This window comes from Aeromonas sp. DSM 116730 (assembly GCF_046581335.1).
Classification (GTDB): Bacteria; Pseudomonadota; Gammaproteobacteria; order Enterobacterales; family Aeromonadaceae; genus Aeromonas; species Aeromonas rivipollensis.
Genome location: NZ_CP144265.1, coordinates 2,662,437 through 2,677,145, shown reverse-complemented (window position 1 = coordinate 2,677,145; position 14,709 = coordinate 2,662,437). Strand labels below are relative to the sequence as shown.

The following is a 14,709-nucleotide window of genomic DNA, read 5'->3' as shown; positions in this document are numbered from 1 at the left end:
CCCTGCGGGGGGCGATGCGGGCGCTTGCCATCGGCACAATCAGTGCTTTATCAGGCGGCAGGGGCCGGGACGACGGCATCGGGTGCTGGCTGCGGGCCCTTGTTGTACTCCTGCTCGAAGTACTCACGCACCATGGGGGCCGACAGACCGACCACCACCTGCAGGTTCTTGCCCGAACGCATGACCCCCAGGGCACCGGCCTGTTTGAGGGCCTTGTCATCCTGCACCAGGGTCTGATCCTTCACCACCAGGCGCAGACGGGTCTGGCAGTTGCCTATGGTCTCGACGTTGTCACATCCCCCGACACAACGCAGGATGGCGGCGGCTCTGAGGCGATCCGGCTCCTGACCGGCCACGGCCTTGCCAGACTGCTTGTCGCGGTAGTCCTGCTTGGAGTAGAGACGCACGTCGTCTTCTTCCTCTTCATCGCCACGACCCGGGGTCAGGAAGTTGAACTTCAGGATCATGTAGCGGAACACGAAGAAGTTGATGGCGGCGAAGCCGAGGCCCAAGGCCAGGTGGATCCAGATGAGGTGAGCATGGTTCTTGGCGTAGAAGACCCAGTTGAACAGGATGATGTCGTTCAGACCGCCGCCCATGAAACCGACCACGCCGGACAGATAGAGCGCCACGCACAGGGTCGCGCCTATGACGGCATTGATGAGATAGAGCACAGGGGCCACGAACAGGTAGGTAAATTCGATGGGTTCGGTGATGCCGACCGCCATGGCGGTGATGATGGCTGGGATCACCAGGGCGGCTATCTTGCGCTTCATCTTCTGTTTGGCGGTGGCATAGATGGCAAGGCCGGCCCCCAGGGAGCAGAACACGCTGATGTTGCCGTACAGGGAGTAGCCGGCGGCCGGGAACTGCTCAACCAAAGGCACGGTGGAAGCCGCGTAGGTGGAGACGTTCTCGATCCAGTGGGTATAGAGGCCGCCGTCGACCACGGCCGGGCCGAAGAAGAAGGGGAAGTAGACGAAGCGGTGCAGACCGGTCGGCACCAGGATCCGCTCCACGAAGGCGAGCAGCCACATGCCGAAGGCATCGGCTTCCACATAGAAGCCCTGCATGGCGTTGATCCCCACCTGGACCTTGGGCCAGAACTCGCAGGTCAACCAGGCCATCGGCAACATGACGAAGAAGGAGATGATGAAGACCAGGCTCATGCCCTGGAAGATGGTGAGGTAATCCGGCAACTTCTTCTCGAAGAAACGGTTGTGGATCCAGGTCACCACGCCGCCGATGATGAGGGAGAAGACGATGCTGGTATCCAGCGTCTTGATGCCCCCCACCAGCGCCAGGCCACTGGAGCCGCCCACTTCCTGATTGAAGTTGACCCCAAACTCAGGCCCCCAGAAGGTGAGCATGCTGTTGGTGAAGTAGTTGTAGGCCATGTAGGCAAAGAAGGCGACCAGCGCAGCCCGGGCCTGACCCGTCTTGGCAAGACCCACAGGGAGCGCCATGCAGAACAGCAGGGGGAAATTGCGGAAGATGGTCCAGCCCCCCGACTTGATAATGGTCATCACCTTGAAGAAGTTGGAGTCTGGGTGCGCCAGATCCCCCATGATATCGGGCATGGTGAGCAGCCCGGTGATGGCGAGCAGCAGACCGGTAAAGGGTAGAAAGGCAATGGGGACAGCCATGGCACCGCCAAAGGTCTGGAAGGCCCCCATAAAGTTCCGTTTGGACATTAAGTTTTCTCCGAATGGTTACAGCAATAAAGTGTTCAGGCCAGCCACTGGCCCTGCTCCAGCTCGAGCAGCAGCAACATCGTCAGCGCCTGGGCATAGGGCACGGGCGCCATGGCAATGTCGCAGTAGTACTGATGGTCATGACCCACCATGGTGCCTTTGGAGGCCTCGAGGACGATGCCGTCCCCATCGATGCGCTGCCACACGGCACGGGCCGCCAGCAGCGCAGGTTCCACCGTGCTCTCATCCAGCAGGCCCAGACGGACACAGCGCAACATGCCATAGGCGATCCCCGCCGTGGCCGAGGACTCCTGGGGAGATAAGGGGTCATCCAGCACCGTGTGCCACATGCCGTTGTCGGCCTGCAGCTCGCACAGGGAGCGCACCTGGCGCGCCACCACCTGGGTGAAGTAGCGCCGCACGCCGGCATCCAGGTGCTCCCCCATCAGATCGATGAACTCGGGAATGGCCACGGTGATCCAGGCGTTGCCCCTGGCCCAGAAGGCCTCGGCATAATGGTGCCGGTCGAGGAAGGTCCAGCCGTGGTACCAGAGGCCGCTCTTGGGCTCGCTCAGGTAGCGGGTGTGCAACAGGAACTGGTAGACGGCCTCGTCGATCAGATCCTGCCGTGCAAGCACCCTTCCGGCGGTGCCGAGGAACAGGCAGGTCATGAAGAGGGTGTCATCCCAGAGCTGGCCGGTGTTGGGTTGCTCCTTCACCACGTGCTGGAAGCCGCCCTCTTCGGTTCTGGGCAGGTTGGCCAGCAGATCGTCGGCCCAGGCGTTGACCACCTCGCGCAGATCGGCTCGGCCGCTGTGGCCCGCCAGCAGCGCCAGGGTGATCATGGGGGCAGTGGTGTTGATCTGCATGGCGGGCAGCCCTTTGGCTATCTGCCCCTCATACCAGGCCAGCAACGAGGCTTGCAGTTCGGCGTCGTCCTTGTGCCTGGCATAGCGCCAGAAGCCGTAGAGCCCGACCCCGACTTCCCACTCCCACTGCTCGAACTGGATGGCCAGGCCCTGGCTGGCGGTCAGTTCGCCCATGCCTTTGAGCTGGCAGAAGCCGCGAACCACCCGCTCCAGGGTAGGGATGAGTGCTTGCTGTTTCATTGTGCCTCTCCACGATAGGTGACGATGGGATCGCATCCCGCCTCGGCGGGGAAGGAGTAGGAAACCCCCTCGATCAGGCAGTTGCCCTGCCAGTCCAGGCGCATAAGTTCGCCCTCTGCGGTACAGGCGATGGCCGTCTCGCCCTCGAGGCGGACCTCGAGCGCCGCCATGCGTTGGCAGAAGGCCGCGAAGGCCATGTCGTCGCCATGGCCGACCTCGATATACCAGGCCACCCGGTGCGCCTTGGCGCGATACTCGTTGCCGGCGGTCATCCCCGCCGTCACCGCGCACAGGAGGGTCGAGCAGCCGATGGCGGCGAAGGCATTCCCGGCCCGGATCAGGCAGCAGTGAGTCGTCACGATCACCTGATCGAAGGCCTCTGCCGGCAGATAAAGGTGGGTCCAGGGGAAGGGGTCATCCTCGGCCAGCTGATAGAGCTGCAGGGTGCGGTTTTCCACCTGCATCACCCGCGGCAGCACGCCGTTGCCGGACCAGTAGGAGGGGCGCTGCTCGCCGCCGGGCTCGGCTTCGCCCGGGTGGTTGACCCAGAACTTGGCGTCGTGACCGGAGGCGAACTGCACATCCACCAGATGCTGCTGATGGCCGCGCTGACCGGTGTTGTGGTCGACGCAGCTGGAGAGGCTGACGCCCGGCTCCTTCCAGACGACTATCTTGCCGCCTCCCGCCTGATAGCTGGCCGCCAGCGTGCCCTGTTGCAGGGTCGCGTAGCGGTCAGCCTCGAGGGGGGGCTGATAGTCGCTGGCGCAGAACAGCGGCAGTGAGGCGCACTTGCGGTTATACCAGCCGCCGCCCCAGGCGACGTTGCCGTAGGCCGACAGCTCGGTGAGCACGCCAGCCAGCAGCTCCTTCTCGTAGACCCGCCCCATGGTGCCGGCGGCGATCCCTGCCTGATAATGCAGGGAGCTGAGCAGCATCAGCCGATCGATGAGCGCCTTGGCGCGCTCGCGCACCCAGGCATCTCCCGCCAGCTGATAGAGCGCGAACAGGCCGATGTAGTCGACCGGGTAGTAGGGCGCCGAGTTCCACTCGACGAAGCCGTGGCGATCGATGGCATCGAACCACAGCGCCAGACGCTCTGCCGCGATGGCGCGTTGCTGCTCGCCGCTGCGTCCCGACGCCAGGAAGCGCTCATGGGGGAACAGCTGGCCGGCCAGGTATTGGGCGGTGTGGAAGCAGAGGGTATGGTTCTCGCTCCAGAACCACATCACGTCGTTACCCGGCTCATCCAGCCAGTAGCGATAACCGAGGATGGAGCTGCGCACCCGGCGCCACATGGCGGGCTGGAAGTGCTCGCCCTGATGGCGTTGCCAGATCCAGAGCAGCGGAACCAGGGAAAAATCGGAGCAATCCTCGCGGGCGCTGATCCGTGCCAGGGTATCGAGCAGCAGCTGATCGGCCTCGGCCGTTAACTCGCCGCAGTGCAGCATGGCCAGCAGGCGAGCGGTGCGATCCATGCCATGACGGGCGGTGTGGCGCAGCGCCTGCTGCTTGCGATCGCTCAGGCTGGCTGATTGCTCGGCTTGACCGAGGGGTTGCATGACGTTGACACCGACGCTGCGGCTGATGCTGACGCCGGCACAGTGCATGTTCAGCACGATCTGGTAGTGCGCCGGGCCTATGTCGGCGGGGAGCGCCAGGGTCAGCAGCTGGCTACCCGGCGAGAGGGTGCCGAAATCCACCTGACGCACCTTGAAATTGTCATTGCCCATGCCGTGGATCTCGCCTTGCAGGCGAACGGGATGAGCCGGTGCGGCCACGCCGAGCCGGATTCGGGCCTGGTTGTGCCAGGCGCTGAGTTCGGGGCGCATGGCGCCGGCAAACTGGCACAGCTCATCGAGCACGTTGGCATCGATATGGGGCAGCGAGACCCCAAGAGGCGCGTGACCACGGTAGATGAGTCGCAGCGCAAACACCGTATCCCGTTCGAACAGCTCTTCCAGATGGACAAGCAGGGTGTTCTTGCCCGCCTGCAAGGGCAGCATCAGCTCGCAGCTCTGCAGCTTGTTGCGGGTGAAGGGGGTGAACCGGGTGATGGCCACCCCGTCGCACCACAGGCGGGCCCCCCCACAAGTCGACAGCTGGAAGGGATAGTTGCCCGCCTCGTCGGCATGCAACTCCACCTCCAGCCAGCGCTGCACATGGAATGGCACACGCTGGAAGGAGGAAAAAGAGACGGTATCGCTCTCGCCGGTGAAACTCACCTGAGTGCGAGGCAGGGCTTCATCCGGTTCGACGGTGCGCTCGGCCATCTGCTGGCGGAAAATACGCCGGCAAAAGGCATCGTCTTGCGGCCCGGCACCATTCTGGAAGCGGTAATCCATGGCCATGTCCATGGCTTCACCGGCAAAAAACTCGGCGAATCGCTCCTCGCGTGGCTCAGATACGCAAAAACGGGTGAGTGCCGCATTTGGCTCAAGCACCCAATTTCCAAGCTTCATACAACTCTCCTTGAAGCTATTGACACCCATAGGGCTTTATTTATATTGAGTAACCAGACGAACCCCTTTTATGTAATTAAAGGGGTTCGTCACCTTAATGAATATAAAAGCGAATAGCAGTCTTCTTTAACGGCAGTCGATGAAAGTCATTGGGCCGTTTGACATCTGATTTCATCCCTCATTCAACGCAATGATGCAAACTGTGACCTGGGCGACAATATGTCACCAGCCAACCGGTTAATACTTCCTGAACTGGAGCATAACCATAATGCTTGTTCATTCAGTGACAGCAAAATGTCAATTTAAGATAAGTCAGTATTGCGTGACACAAGGCCCATATTCAGTGATGAATTGTCATTCGTAATGAATGTAAGGGGTCATTGGATTCCCTTTTTACTTCATCTCTCACGACCTTTTATTTGCCGTGTCATCGGACCAAATTGGCATCGACTTTCAAGGGTGCTGTCGTTATTCACTGACCCCAATGGCTCTTGATACCGCAGAGATGAACCTGGGGGCTCTGCCATGAGGGGGCAGGCTCAGGCTTAGAAGATGTACTCAATCCCGACGCGCCAGCGCCACTGCCAGTCATTGGGGTAGGGGTTGTCATCGGCCGGATCGTTGTATGATACGTAGCCGATTTCGGTGAAGGGGCGCCAGTTCTTGTTGATGGGCACGCGGATGGTGACGTTATTCAGATATGAATACTCTTCGCCATTAAAGTCAGGATAATCGAGCTTCTTATATTCGAAATCATAGGCAACAGACCAATTCTCTGCGTTATAACCAAGGTAATAATTCAACTGGAAATAATGACCGTTCTCCTTGTTGAGCGAATCGTCGTAGTTACGCTGACCCACCCGGAAACGTGCGGCAGTATAAAAGTTGGGATTGAACCAGTAAGTTGGTTTGAAATGAATACGCAGATCTTGCACATCATTGGTGATCTCGGTATTGAATCCGGCTTCCCACCACCATTTGTCATTGGGCTTGGCAAGATAGCTCAAGTCATATTCAGTGCCCGTGGTATGAAGTTCATCGAAAGCACCTTCGCCCTCACCTCCGTTGGTAAATTTGGATTCGACGCCAAATCCCCAACCATTATCGAAGCGGTGGGAAACCACCAGACGATCGCTTTGTTGATCCTGTTTTTCCAGGAACTCGTGTCGATAATTGAGGCTCCATGCATTTGCATTCATGCTGGTGAGCGCCGAGCAGACGGCGATGGCTGCACATGTGAATTTCAACGTCATAACGTTCGATCAATCCTATGAAAAAAAGCTACTGACAGTGGTCCCATTGCCAGATAGCGCATGTGGCTTTCAATCTGGGTTGGACTCGTTGGGGTCGAGTTTGGTGGCAAGGCACGGCCGTGGGTTGTGAAGGTCAGCACGCGCATCTGCGAGGACATGCCGACCAGGTTTCATCTCACCAGGCATTTTGCAATTTCAAAACGACGGTTCAAATATAGTTCATTTGGCGTTTCATTTACAATGGTGGCGACATGATCACATCCAAAAATGGGATCTGCATCTATATAAAATGAAACGATGTTTCTTTTATGGTGGTGGAGGGGGTTGACTGGAACTTGGAGGGGAACATTCATGGCTAGAAGACGAGCAGGCGGTGTTTGCGATGAGCCAGAAATGATCTGGCCCTCGGAAAGAGGGCCAGGGAGGATGGATAGTGTGTCTGCGTGTTTAGCCCTGGCGAGCCTTGAATCTGGGATTGATCTTGCAGATCACGAACAGCTTGCCGCGTCGATGAACGATCTGGCAATCCGGGTGGCGTGACTTGGCTGATTTCAGGGAGGCGAGCACTTTCATGATGTCTCTTTTCCTTTGTTGAAGAATTGGCCGAATCGCTGACCGAAGCGGGCGATTTGTCCTTCCTTGCCGACCTGCTTCTGCTTGCCGGTATAGAAGGGGTGGGAGGCACTGGAGACATCCAGCGTCACATAGGGATAGGTGTTGCCATCTTCCCATTGCCTGGTGCGATCGGTCTGCAAGGTAGATCCGATCAGGAAGCAGGTGTTGCTGGCCAGATCGTGAAACAGGACCTTGCGGTATTCAGGGTGAATATTGGGGCGCATGATTGTCTCTTTTTGTTATGTTATAACACAAGCTGATGATGCGATGAATGAGAACCAATATCAACCATTTTTTCTCCCGAGGTGGCTAGGCAGGATGCAACGCGCTCAACGAAGGGGAGCGGCAGGGAATGCGGATGTGGTCATGACAGGGAGAACGATGGATTGTTGAGCGATGGAGGTGGAACGAGAAGCTGAGCCTTTACTTTTGGTTTTTACTGTATAAAAATACAGTTAACCATCATGGAGACCTATCCTATGCGCCTGGAAATCATCATCGACAGAAAACATCAGATCCCCACTGCGACCATGGAGGCGCTGCGCCAGGAGTTGCTCAAGCAACTGGGCGAGCGATTCCCTGATCTGCATGTGCGGGTCGCCCCGGGCAGTGCCATGGCTCTGACGGTCAGCCGTGCCAGCAAGGAGGACAGGGAACTGGCCGAGACCATGGTGCAGGAAGTATGGGAGAACGCCGAGAGCTGGATGCCGGAGGCAGAAGGCGCCGAGGCCTGATCAGGGGCAGGTTGTCAATTTGCCTGTCCTGGTGAGGCTCTCACCCCGATTTGAACGAAACGCAGCTCAAGGCTGCGTTTCGTGTTTGTGGGCAGGGGGTCGGGAACTGAGCCAGGCCAGAAAAATCAGAGCCCGGCCCAGCGTTTGAGGCTGCCGCTCTGTACCCGCTGGTTGGCCCCTGCGATGTCGCCATTGGCGCGAAGCGCCTTGAGGGCAATGGGCAGGGCAGTGCGCACCTCGTCGGCCGTCATCCCTGCCTGGAGGGAGGGATGATAGGCGAGCTTGAGCAGCACATAGTCGAGGCCGGTGGGGAAGCTGTCGATGCTGTTGTCATTGAAGATGGAGGGAAACACCTTGTTCGAGTCGTTGGGCAGCCCCATCACCTGGGTGAGCTCTTCCACCACGCAATCCAGGAAGCGGCCCTTGGCCCGGCTGTAGTCCACCGGGATGATGATGGTGGCACGGGTGATCTCGTAGCGGGCATTGGTGGCGAAATTGGCCAGGCAGATCCCCTCCTTGAGGGCAATGCTGACGGAGTCATCCTGGCGCATGGTGCGGCCGGCCCAGCTGGCCATCTGCTGGTGCCTTGTCATGATGAGGGTGAGATTGGGGTTGTCGTTGACAAGCTGTATGGGGTGGCCGGTGATCCTGGCCAGATGCTGGCTCTGCACCTTGACCACCTCGGCCTGCAGCGCTTTGTCGCCAAATTCGTTGATGAGCTTGAGGCGGATGGGGCCTTGCCAGCGGGAGAAGCGTACCTGGGCCTCATGCCCATATTCCCGCTTCATGGCGACTTCCATGAAGCTCTGGACCAGATAGTCGTTGCTCTGCCAGCGTTCGGCGGCCTGCAGGGAGCAGGGCAGCAGCGTGGCGAGCCACAGGGCCAGCATCCGGCCTGGCGTGATATGACGACGGCTGTGCCCTGAACGAGTGTGCCCTGGGATCATCTTGCCTCCTTGCAATCGATAGGGTCAGCCCGAGGAGCGTTCGATGTCACGCCAGGTGAGCCAGAGCCTGAGATCGAACTCCAGTTGATGATAGTCCGGTTCCATGTGCTGACAGAGCTGGTAGAAGGCCTTGTTGTGATCCTTCTCCCGCAAGTGGGCCAGCTCGTGCACCACTATCATCTTCAGGAAGGCGGGATGCGCCTCCTTGAACAGGGCGGCGATGCGGATCTCGTTCTTGGCCTTGAGCTTGTTGCCCTGTACCCGGCTGACATAGGTGTGCAGGCCGAGGGCATCCTTGATCACATTGATCTTGCCGTCGAAGATCACCTTGGAGAGCGGCGCCGAGCTTTTCAGGTAGCGGTTTTTCAGCTCCATGGTATAGGCCAGCAGCGCCTTGTCACTCTGGACGAGGTGGGTCTCGGGGTAGCGTTTGGCCAGCATCTCGCCGAGTTTTCCCGCCGCGATCAACTGCTGTACCTGGCTCTTGAGCGGGTCAGGATAGCCCCCCAGATAGGTCAGTTCGGCCATGATGTCTCCCCCTTCACGCTAAAAAAGAGCGCCATTGTAATCATGATTGGCCCCCTTGAACACACGTCTGCACACCAATGAAAGGGGCCGTCGCTGTTGCCAGCGACGGCCCCGACTTTTGTCAACCGGTCTCAACGACGGCGATAAAGACCCGGATCCACCTCTTCGTAGCGGTCCGTCAGATATTGATAGAAGGCGAGGCTGGAGGGGGAACTCGGCGTTTTCAACTGCTCTGCCACCCGCTCCGGCTTGGCGATGATGAACTTGGGGTCCTGCCGCCTGATGTCGGCCAGCACCCGCTCGCGCACGTCATAGGGCGGGTTGACGTTGGCGAAGAACAGATAGGCGGAGGCGGGCTGGCGATCTGTCCACAGATAGTATTGCGGCTGTATGCCATCGACCCAGATCTTGTCGGCAGGCCCGGTCTCGGCCTTGATCCTGTCGACCCTTACCTGGGCCGGCGGATTGAACGGCTTGCCCTTGAGGTTGCCCTCCCAGGCGTTGTTGACCAGGAGTGCCAGCATGGCGAGCGACGCCAGCCAGGGGGTGGCGCTGCGTACATCCCAGGCGCGCCAGAGCGGTACCAGGATGAGCACCGGCAGGGCCCACAAGAGACTGTTGCCGAGCACTTCGCGCACTCGCGGCAGCGACCACTCCTTGGTGCTCCAGCCGTAACCGAGCTGCTGGGCCAGCAGCCAGCTCGCGGTCAGCACCACCAGGGAGATGCAGAGCAGACCCAGGGCATCGGACTGCTGCTCGCTGCGATCCAGCAGGCAGGCGAGTGGCAGCAGGCCAAGCTGCAGGTAGAGCACGTCGTAGTGATCGAACACGTGGCCGGAGACGGAGTTGGCGATCAGGGTGAAGAGCACGCCGAACAGGGTGGCGCACAAGGCGGGCAGATACCACTCCTGGCGGCGTCCCAGCATCAGCACAATGAAGGCCGGCAGCAGCATGACGAGGCCGGTACGCAGCAAGCCGACGGCCCCCACTTCCGGGGAGAAGCCGTTGCCGTAGCTCCCCTCGAAGAAGATGCCGAAGGCGTAGTATTTGAATTCGGCCAGCAACCCGTGGTGCTGGAAGTAGGCAAACAGCGGGCCGCCGATCAGGGCCAGCCCCAGCAGGCTGGAGCAGAGCAGACCGAAGGCGCAGCGCCACTGCTCACGCAGACACCAGTGGCAGAACAGCACCAGATACCAGGCCCCCCAGAAGGCGCCGTTGTTGGTACGCATCCAGGCCACTATGGCGAAAGTGAGGGCCGCCACCAGGGCCGGGCCCCAGCGAAACTGCTTGTCCAGCAGCAGGGTGATGAAGGCCCACTGGGCGATGAGGGCCAGGTGGAAGGTCCAGTCCTCGGTCATGTTGCCGTAGTAGTAGCGGGTGCTGTAGAGCGCGAGGAGCGCCAGCATGCTGCCGAGGCGGGCCCGCAGGGAGAGACCCAGCTGGGAGAACGCCTGCCAGCTGGCGAGCAGGCCGAGCCAGCAGAGGACCCACTCCAGCAGCCAGATCCCGAAGAAGCCCCCCAGATGGTAACCGAGGGCGTCGAGGGCGAAGATCATGGGGCCCTTGATGTCGATCATGTCGCGGTAGAGCACGCCCCCTTCGCTCCACATCTTGCCCATCACAGCGAACAGGGAGGCATCAAAGCCGGGCGCCATGCCGTGGAACAGCGGGTTACGCAAGCAAAACAGCAGCGCCATCAGGGCGGTGAGCAGGACAACCAGCGGCTTGAGCCCGGGGTTGTAGCGCTGAGGGGTAAAACGGATGGCGTGATTCATGGATGACCTGTTCCTGCGGGAAAGACGTAAAAGCGGGCCTATCTTGCCGAGGCCGGCAGTCCGATGCAATGGGCTGGGGTGATGTGTTTGAAATAATGTATAAAAGTAACGTTTTCAGTGCCTGCATTGCACAAGACGAACGGCGGTGCCTGGTGTTGCCGAGGCCGGCAGTCCGATGCAATGGGCTGGGGTGATGTGTTTGAAATAATGTATAAAAGTAACGTTTTCAGCGCCTGCATTGCACAAGACGAACGGTCAAACCAGGTATTGCCGAGGGTGACAGTCCGCTGCAATGGGGCTGGGGACTGTGCTCGAAAAATGTAATAAGCGCCGCTCTCACGAAGTAAAGCGGCGCCTTGACAGGGGATGGCCCGATGAGGGGCCTCAGGCCATGGGACTGGCGCCCTGGTATTCCACCAGCGGCGGCAGGGGGGCCAGCTCGGGCAGATGGCGGGCCCAGCGGATAAAGGCATCGGCCAGGGTGATGCCGAGCTCCTGATTGTGCTGGGTCAGGGTGCGGGCCAGGGCCGTGTAGCCCTCCTTGCCGGAGGCGGTGTAGGCGCTGGAGACCCCCCGATAGATGGCATCCATCTCGACGCTCTGCCACTGACCCGGGCTCGCCTCCCATTCGAGGCGGGTGATCCGGCTCCCCTTGGGCCTGTCTGCCTGATAACTGAAGCGCATCCCGGCGGTATAGGGGAAGCTGCCGCTGCCATTGCCGACCACGCCGTTGTTGGTGGCGTTGTCGATGGCCCCCTCCAGCGCCTCCGCCAGTTCATGGCCGTGCACCCGGTAGAGGGTGAGCGGGATGGCAAAGGGCAGCAGGCGCCCGGCGATGTCCGCCTCGCTTAAGGGCCCGGGCTCGAGAGAGCAGCGCACCCCCCCTGCGTTGTGCAGGGCAAAATCCACCTGACCCACCTGTTCGCGGGCACCGGCCAGCATGGCTTGGGCCACCAGGGGGGCGACCTGACTGCCGGCGGGCAGGGCGGCATCGGGCAGGCGCTGATGGTGCAGTGGCCCGGCGAGGCGGGTGACGATGCGCCGGGTCATGGTCTCGAGCTCGGGCCGGTAGCGCCTGGCCAGGTGCTGCTCGAGCTCGGGGGCCGGCTCGCAGAAATGGAGGCCTGCGGGCGGGGGCGAGGCAAAGGGCCAGGGCTGCCAGGGCAGCCACTCCAGCTGGCCGCGGCTTTGGCAAACTCGCCCGCGCTCATCAAATTCCAGCTCGCACACCCCGAGGCAGAGGGCGCTGTGGGCCGCATGCAGTATGGCGACCCCCTCGATCATCAAGGGGTAGCTCCCCTCGCTTATCAGCCCGAGCGGGGCCAGATCCCCCAGCTGGCTGTGGGTGTGGCCGCCGACAATCAGGCTGAGTTCGGGGAAGTGGGCCGCCAGCCGCTTGTCCTGCTCCAGCCCCAGGTGACTGAGCAATATGATGTGCGCTATTCCTTCGGCCTTGATCTCGCCGAGGGCGGCGCTGAGGGTCTCCTCTATGCCGTGGAAGCGGGTGTGGGGATCCGGGCTCGCGATGGCGGCCATCTGCGGCAAGGTGATGCCGAGCAGGGCGAAGGGGACGCCGTCGATGACGCGCCTGTGCCAGGGGCGGCTGGCATCGAACAGCTGTGGCAGGCCGTGCAGTCGCAGCGGGGCATCGGCCGGCTCCTGGCTGCTGTCGAGGTTGGCGGCCAGCACCGGATAGTCGAGCTGGCGCAGAAACTCCACCAGCGGGCCGTTGCCGAGATCGAACTCATGGTTGCCGATCACCATGGCATCCGGTCGCAGCAGGCCGAGCAAGTCGGCGTTGGCCCGCCCCTTGAAGCGGTTGAAATAGAGCGACCCCTGGAAGGTGTCACCCCCGTGCAGCAGCAGGCAGGTCTGGCCCGCGGCGGCGGCCTGCTGGCGCAGGGCGGTCAGCCGGGTCAGGATGCGGCCGTAGCCGCCACATTGGGTGCGCCACTCGGACTCACCCTCAGGGGAGAAGCGCATGGGCGCGCCATCGAAATGGGAGTGGCAGTCACTGAAGTGGGCAAGTTGAACCGTAATACTCAAGGCTCGGTCCTCCTTAGGGAAAAGAGCACCGAGTCTACTGCAAGGGGTGGGGGGGATGCCAGCCCGGCAGACGCCGGGCTGGAAAAGAGTCAGACGGTACTCAGGCAGGCACCAGGATCTGGGTGGCGAGGATCACCACCAGCAGGCCGACGGCGACCGGCATAGAGGTGCGTTTGACCACCTCGAACGGGGAGAGGTTGCCCATGCCCGCGCAGGCGACCACCACCCCGGAGACCGGCGAGATGGTGCGACCCAGATTGGAAGCCTGCAGCATGGGAATGACCAGGTAGGCGGGATTGACGCCCAGACTGGTGGCCAGGTGCGGGATCAGCTCCACGAAGGCGTAGAAGGGGGCGTTGCCCGAGCCGGTGGTGAAGGCGGCCAATGTGGTGATGACCACCAGCACCAGCATGATGATGACGCCGCCTGTGCCAAAGCTCTGGGCCAGATCCAGCAGGTTGGCGATGAAGCCGAGCCCCATCAGCCCCTGGGCGAAGACCCCGGCCCCCACCAGCAGCATGACCACGCCGGCGAAGGCGTCGGCCATGCTGCGCCAGCACACCTGCAGGCCGTCCAGCAATTCCTTGCCGTTGCGTTTGCGCACCAGCTCCAGCAAGGCGGCCAGCACCAGGCAGATGACGATGATGGTGACAATGTCGAGTTTGGGGCCAAGCTTGCCGTCAAACAGCAGCACGCCGATGATGGGGGTGAACGGCAGTATGGCGTAGAAGCCGGGGGCATCTGTGATGAGATCGCTCGGGGCGACCGCCTCGTTGTGCTCGCCGGACTTTCTGTCCAGATAGCGCTGCCAGAAGAAGTGGGTCACCGCCATGGCGGCTATGGCCGTCAGGGAGATGGGCAGGGTCAGCTTGAAGGCAAACTCGATGAGCTCCATGTTGGCGGCCTGGGCGGCCATCACCACGTCCCCCGAGGTGGGAGCCAGTATGATGGCGGCCGGGGAGGCGCACACCGCAGCCGCGGCGCCACGGGAGATCCCCATGTTGACCATCAGCGGGAACAGGGTCGCCATCAGCAGCACGCCGAGGCCGGTCGCCGAGCTCACCGCCAGCGACATGGCGCAGGCCACCAGGTAGGCGGCCACCAGCAGTATGTAGGGGGACTTGATGATGCCAAGGGGCTTGCTGGCCAGCTTCACCAAGATGGTGTTGGCGCCGATATGGCTCATGTAGCCGGCAAAGCCGCACAGCACCATGATCAGCATGCCGAGGCCGCCGCCCCTGTCCACCAGCAGGAAGCGCACGTACTCGAACACGTCGGTAGCCACGTGGCCGGTGGAAGCGACGCTGGCAGGCAGCACCGCCTTGCCCATCAGGGCGGTGATCGCCAGCAGCAGGAGGCCGCCGCTGAGCAGCACCCCGGTCGCCGAATAGCCCTTGAAGATGTAGCGACCCACGGCCAGGGTGACCAGGGTGCCAATAAGGAGTTCCATCATAAATAGGTTCCTGAGTATGGAGTGACGTCGGGCATCTAGCGGGCTGAGCAGAGGGTTGGACTGGCTAGCTCGACATGTGCCAACAAAAACGCCGGG

At 61.2% G+C, this 14,709-nt stretch carries 12 protein-coding genes; 1 reads left to right on the top strand and 11 read right to left on the bottom strand.

Annotation, left to right across the window (positions count from 1 at the left end; all coding sequences use genetic code 11):
- Positions 1–50: 50 nt before the first annotated feature.
- From Aeroheme_RS12185 to Aeroheme_RS12160, 6 genes are all read right to left on the bottom strand, one after another.
- Positions 51–1,694: an alpha-glucoside-specific PTS transporter subunit IIBC gene (locus Aeroheme_RS12185; protein ID WP_234568084.1), complete on the bottom strand. Its 1,644-nt coding sequence runs from the start codon at positions 1,692–1,694 to the stop codon at positions 51–53.
- Positions 1,695–1,729: 35 nt separating this feature from the next.
- Entirely contained in the window at positions 1,730–2,803 is a 1,074-nt protein-coding gene (locus tag Aeroheme_RS12180; protein WP_411165917.1) for a glycoside hydrolase family 105 protein, read from the bottom strand.
- On the bottom strand, positions 2,800–5,262 hold the full coding sequence (locus Aeroheme_RS12175; RefSeq protein ID WP_411165916.1) for a hypothetical protein: 2,463 nt from the start codon (positions 5,260–5,262) through the stop codon (positions 2,800–2,802). Before Aeroheme_RS12175 ends, Aeroheme_RS12180 begins: the two co-directional genes overlap by 4 nt.
- A 545-nt stretch (positions 5,263–5,807) precedes the next feature.
- Positions 5,808–6,515: an oligogalacturonate-specific porin KdgM family protein gene (locus Aeroheme_RS12170; protein WP_234689915.1), complete on the bottom strand. Its 708-nt coding sequence runs from the start codon at positions 6,513–6,515 to the stop codon at positions 5,808–5,810.
- A 447-nt stretch (positions 6,516–6,962) separates the two neighbouring features.
- Positions 6,963–7,088 (bottom strand): type B 50S ribosomal protein L36, encoded by a 126-nt coding sequence (gene ykgO / locus Aeroheme_RS12165; RefSeq protein WP_411165915.1) that lies wholly within the window; start codon positions 7,086–7,088, stop codon positions 6,963–6,965.
- Positions 7,085–7,354: a type B 50S ribosomal protein L31 gene (locus Aeroheme_RS12160; protein ID WP_411165914.1), complete on the bottom strand. Its 270-nt coding sequence runs from the start codon at positions 7,352–7,354 to the stop codon at positions 7,085–7,087. Before Aeroheme_RS12160 ends, ykgO begins: the two co-directional genes overlap by 4 nt.
- A 255-nt stretch (positions 7,355–7,609) precedes the next feature.
- Between Aeroheme_RS12160 and Aeroheme_RS12155 the strand changes: the two genes are divergently transcribed.
- Positions 7,610–7,864: a DinI family protein gene (locus Aeroheme_RS12155; RefSeq protein WP_025326722.1), complete on the top strand. Its 255-nt coding sequence runs from the start codon at positions 7,610–7,612 to the stop codon at positions 7,862–7,864.
- Positions 7,865–7,989: 125 nt separating this feature from the next.
- Here the strand turns inward: Aeroheme_RS12155 and Aeroheme_RS12150 are convergent, their stop codons facing one another.
- The 5 genes from Aeroheme_RS12150 to dcuC all read right to left on the bottom strand — a co-directional run bounded on the left by Aeroheme_RS12150 (position 7,990) and on the right by dcuC (position 14,613).
- Complete coding sequence (locus Aeroheme_RS12150; protein WP_411167241.1) at positions 7,990–8,754, bottom strand: DUF2927 domain-containing protein; 765 nt, start codon at positions 8,752–8,754, stop codon at positions 7,990–7,992.
- A gap of 81 nt (positions 8,755–8,835) precedes the next feature.
- The gene (locus Aeroheme_RS12145) at positions 8,836–9,339 is read right to left on the bottom strand and encodes a M48 family metallopeptidase (RefSeq protein WP_111910960.1); all 504 of its coding nucleotides are present in this window, start codon (positions 9,337–9,339) and stop codon (positions 8,836–8,838) included.
- A 131-nt stretch (positions 9,340–9,470) separates the two neighbouring features.
- Positions 9,471–11,114, bottom strand: coding sequence for a hypothetical protein (locus tag Aeroheme_RS12140; protein ID WP_162627260.1), 1,644 nt, complete (start codon positions 11,112–11,114; stop codon positions 9,471–9,473).
- A 384-nt stretch (positions 11,115–11,498) separates the two neighbouring features.
- Positions 11,499–13,160 (bottom strand): bifunctional metallophosphatase/5'-nucleotidase, encoded by a 1,662-nt coding sequence (locus tag Aeroheme_RS12135; protein WP_411165913.1) that lies wholly within the window; start codon positions 13,158–13,160, stop codon positions 11,499–11,501.
- A 100-nt stretch (positions 13,161–13,260) separates the two neighbouring features.
- Positions 13,261–14,613: an anaerobic C4-dicarboxylate transporter DcuC gene (gene dcuC / locus Aeroheme_RS12130; RefSeq protein ID WP_404840539.1), complete on the bottom strand. Its 1,353-nt coding sequence runs from the start codon at positions 14,611–14,613 to the stop codon at positions 13,261–13,263.
- Positions 14,614–14,709 lie beyond the last annotated feature (96 nt).